General features: G+C 69.7%; 1 protein-coding gene. It reads left to right on the top strand.

Annotation, left to right across the window (positions count from 1 at the left end; genetic code table 11):
* The coding region (locus OUY22_RS35630) for a ThuA domain-containing protein (RefSeq protein WP_270159726.1) at positions 1-4,895 on the top strand (4,895 nt) is incomplete at both ends.

The raw sequence follows: 4,895 nt of genomic DNA, 5'->3' as shown, positions 1-4,895 counted from the left end.
TGGCCCTGGCCCTCGTCGCCCCCTTCGTCCTCGCGACGCCCGTGAGCGCCGAGGCCGCCACGGCGGCCGAGCCCGCGTTCAAGGTGCTCGTCTTCTCGAAGACGACAGGTTTCCGGCACGACTCGATCCCCGAGGGCATCGCGGCCGTGCGGAATCTCGGCCAGGAGAACAACTTCGCGGTCGACACCACCGAGGACAGCGCGCTGTTCACGGACCAGAACCTGGCCCAGTACCAGGCCGTGGTCTTCATGTCCACGACCGGTGACCCGCTGGGCACGCAGGACCAGAAGGACGCCTTCCAGCGCTACATCCAGAACGGCGGCGGCTTCGTCGGCGTCCACGCCGCCGCCGACAGCGGCTACGACTGGGCCTGGTACGGCAAGCTGGTCGGGGCGTACTTCAAGTCGCACCCGGCGATCCAGCAGGCCACGGTCAAGGTCGAGGATCCGGCGCACCCGTCCACGAAGGACCTGCCGGCGACCTGGACCCGTACCGACGAGTGGTACGACTACCAGGCCAACCCGCGCGGCACGGTCCACGTGCTGACGTCGATGGACGAGAAGTCCTACACCGGCGCCACGATGGGCGCCGACCACCCGAACACCTGGTGCCACGACTACGACGGCGGCCGTTCCTGGTACACCGGGCTCGGCCACCTCAAGGAGAACTACAGCGAGCCCAACTTCCTGAAGCTGCTCCTCGGCGGCATCCAGACCGCCGCCGGCGCGGTCAGGGCCGACTGCTCGGCCTCGCAGAGCGGCAGCTTCGAGAAGGTCACGCTCGACGACAACACCTCGAACCCGATGATGGTGGACGTCGCCAAGGACGGCCGGGTCTTCTCCATCGACCGGCTCGGCGATGTCAAGATCATCAAGCCGTCCGGCGGCACGGTGACGGCGGCGAAGCTGAACGTCTTCACCGCCAACGAGAGCGGCCTGCTCGGGCTCACGCTCGACCCCGGCTTCGCCACCAACCACTGGGTGTACCTGTACTACTCGCCCACCGGGACGAACGTCGACCGGCTGAGCAGGTTCACCGTCACCGGCGACACCCTGGACCTGGCGAGCGAGACGCGGATCCTCGACGTCCCGGTCCAGCGGGCCGAGTGCTGCCATCACGGCGGCGGCATGGTGATGGACCCCAGGACCGGCGACCTGTGGCTGGGCACGGGCGACAACACCAACCCGTTCGCCTCCGACGGCTACACGCCGATCGACGAGCGGTCCGGTCGCGCCGGCTGGGACGCCCAGCGCACCTCGGGCAACACCAACAGCCTGAGCGGCAAGCTGCTGCGGATCCACCCCGAGCCCGACGGCACCTACACCATCCCGTCCGGCAACCTCTTCCCGCCGGGCACGGAGAAGACCAAGCCGGAGATCTACGGCATGGGCTTCCGCAATCCGTTCCGCATCGGCCTCGACCCGAAGACGGGCCACATCATGCTCGGCGAGTACGGCCCCGACGCCGGCTCGGCGAGCGCCACCCGGGGCCCGCAGAACACGGTCGAGTGGAACCTCGTCTCCGAGCCGGGCAACTACGGCTGGCCCTACTGCGTCGGCGACAACACCCCGTACATCGACTACGATTTCGCCACTCAGCAGTCGGGGGCGCCGTTCAACTGCGCCGCGCCGGTCAACGACTCCCCGAACAACGACGGCCTCACCGACCTGCCCACGATGGTGCCCGCGACGATCTGGTACCACTACGCGGCCGACCCGCAGAACTTCCCGGAGCTGAGAGGCGGCGCGCCGATGGGCGGCCCGGTCTACCGCGCGGACCCGGACCTGCAGTCGGACGTGAAGTGGCCGGCGTACTGGGACGGCAAGGCCGTGTTCGGCGAGTGGAACAACGACCAGGTGTGGTCGTTCCAGCTCGACGAGAGCGGCACCGAGCTCGTGGAGATGAACCGCATCCTCGGCTCCCTGGCGTTCAAGAAGCCGATGGACATGAAGTTCGGCCCTGACGGCGCGCTCTACCTGATCGAGTGGGGCTCCGGCTTCGGCGGCGACAACGCCGACTCCGGCATCTACCGGATCGACTACATCAAGGGCACCCGCCCGCCGATCGCCCGCGCCACGGCGGACAAGACCGACGGGCCGCTGCCGCTGGCCGTCACGTTCTCCAGCGAGGGCAGCCGGGACCCGGACGGCGAGCCGCTCACGTTCGCGTGGGACCTCGACGGCGACGGCGACACCGACTCCACCGACCCCGACCCCTCCTACACCTACGAGGAGGGCGGCGACTACAACGTGGTCCTGACCGTCACGACCCCCGGCGGCAAGACCGCCACCGCCAGTGTCGAGATCAACGCGGGCAACACCCGTCCCACCGTCACCGTGGACGTCCCGCCGAACGGCGCCTTCTTCGAGTTCGGCGACCAGGTGAAGTTCAAGGTGACCGCCACCGACCCCGAGGACGGCGCGATCGACTGCGACAAGGTGCGGATCCAGGCGATCCTCGGTCACGAGAGCCACGGCCACCCGCTCGACCAGCACACGGGCTGTGAGGGCACCCTGCAGACCCAGCAGGCCGGCCACGGCGAGTACGACAACCTCTTCTACGTGATCGAGGCCAGCTACACCGACGAGGGGGCCAACGGCGCGAAGCCCCTGACCGGGCGGGGCGAGACCCTCCTGCAGCCCAAGCGCAAGCAGGCCGAGCACTTCACGCAGACCGGCCGGGTGGCCGGCGGCCTGGGCACCGACACCGCGGGCGTCCAGGCCGAGACCACGAGCGACCCGCAGGGCGGCAATCAGCACATCGGGTTCGTCCAGGACGGCGACTGGTGGTCGTTCGACCCGGTGAACCTGTCGAACCTCACCGCGATCCGGTTACGCGCCTCCTCGGGCGGTGCCGGCGGCACCGTCCAGGTCAGGGCGGGTGACCCCGAGACCGGCACGCTGATCGGCTCGGCCGAGGTGACGCCCACCGGCGGCTGGCAGACGTTCACCGACGTCACGCTCGACGTGAACGGCGCGCCGACGGAGAGCGGACCGCTGTACTTCGTCGTACGCAAGCCGGCGAGCGCGGCGAACGACGCCTACCTGGCGAACGTCAACTGGGTCGACTTCGTCGGCAAGGGCGCCACGGACAACCAGCGTCCCGTCGTGACCGCGACGGCGACGCCGGTGACGGGCGTCGCCCCGCTGACGGTCGACTTCGAGGCGACGGCCACCGACCCGGAAGGCGACCCGATCACCTACAAGTGGAACTTCGGCGTGAACGGCGCGCCGGAGCCCACCACGGCCGAGGCGAGCCACACCTACACCGCGCCGGGCACCTACACGGCCGTGGTGACCGTGTCCGACGACAAGGGCGCGTCGGCCACCGCGCAGGTCCAGGTCAAGGTGGACGCGCCGGCCGTGGTGTGCTTCACCGGCCGTTCCGACGACTTCCCGGGCGACCGGCTCGACCGGGACCGCTGGTCGGTCATCAGGGAGAACCAGGACCTCAGGGTCGCCGACGGCGAACTGGTGATCCCGACCTCGACCACCGACATCTACAGCACGGGCGGCAACACGCCGAACATCGTGGTGCAGCCGGCGCCGTCGGGCGCCTGGACCGCCACCGCCAAGCTCACGCTGGACGCGCGGGACGCGTACCAGCAGGCGGGCCTGATCATCTACGGCGACGACGACAACTACGCCAAGATGGTGCTGCAGGCGCGCTCCACCTCGGGTCCGAACCACGCCGAGCGCATCTTCCAGTTCATCCGGGAGGAGAACGGCAGCCCCAACGAGGTGGCGCAGAGCAACACGGCCACTCTCGGGGACGCCTACCCCGACACGGTGTACGTGCGGTTCGTCAGCGACGGAACGAACATCACCGCCCACTACTCCGCCGACGGCACCACGTTCACCGCGATGCCGCAGACCAAGCCGCTCGCCGGGATCACCGACCCGAAGATCGGCCTGATCTCGCTGGCGGGGGCCGACCACCCGGTGGTGGACGCGTCCTTCGACTGGTTCCACATCACGCCGGACGACAGCGCGACCGGGCCGGACCCGGACGACGAGTTCGACGGCACCGCGCTCGACGCCTGCCGCTGGACCGCGATCGTGCGCCCCGACGCCACGGCGGTGCGCGTGAGCGACGGCAAGCTGGAGCTCGACACCACGACAGGTGACATCTACGGGACCGACAACACCGGCCCGAAGAACCTCATCCTGCAGCCGGCCCCGAGCGGCGACTGGACGCTGGAGACCAAGGTGGACGCCTCGGCACTCAACGAGCGGTACCAGCAGGGCGGCCTCATGGTGTACACCGGCGACGACGACTACGTGAAGCTCGACTTCCTCACCACCAACGCGGCCGGGTCGGCAGCGGCGCGGAGCATCGAGCTGCGCAGCGAGGTCGGCGGCACCGTGCAGAGCCCGCAGCCGCAGGTGAACAACCTCACCACCGGCATCTGGTGGCTGCGGCTCAAGAAGGAGGGCGACACCTACTCCGGGTCCTACTCCGCCGACGGCCAGACCTGGACGGAACTGTCCGCCCCGGTGCTGAACAGCGCGGTGGCCACCGGCGCCAAGGTCGGCGTGTACACGATCGGCACCGACCAGTCGGCGTCGAAGAAGGTCACGTTCGACTACTTCCGCCTCGCCAGGGCGGCGGCCGTCGACCTGACGGTCTCCGCCTCGTCCCGCTGCATCGGCACCTCGGCGTACGTGGCGGTCACGGCCGTCAACGGCTCCGACGTGCCGGTGACGGTGACGCTGACCACCCCGTTCGGCGCGAAGACCGTGGCCGACGTGGCGCCGGGCAAGCAGGCGTACCAGTCCTTCAACAGCCGGGCCGGGCAGGTCGACGCCGGCGCGGTGACCGTGAGGGGAGTCGCGACGATCGGCGGCGAGCAGGTCACCTCGTCGTACGACGCCGATTACCCGGCGCTCAGCTGC

This window comes from Nonomuraea corallina, assembly GCF_027620315.1.
Taxonomy (GTDB): Bacteria; Actinomycetota; Actinomycetes; order Streptosporangiales; family Streptosporangiaceae; genus Nonomuraea; species Nonomuraea corallina.
The sequence above is the reverse complement of the archived record's forward strand: the minus strand, read 5'-3'. Positions and strand labels throughout refer to the sequence as shown.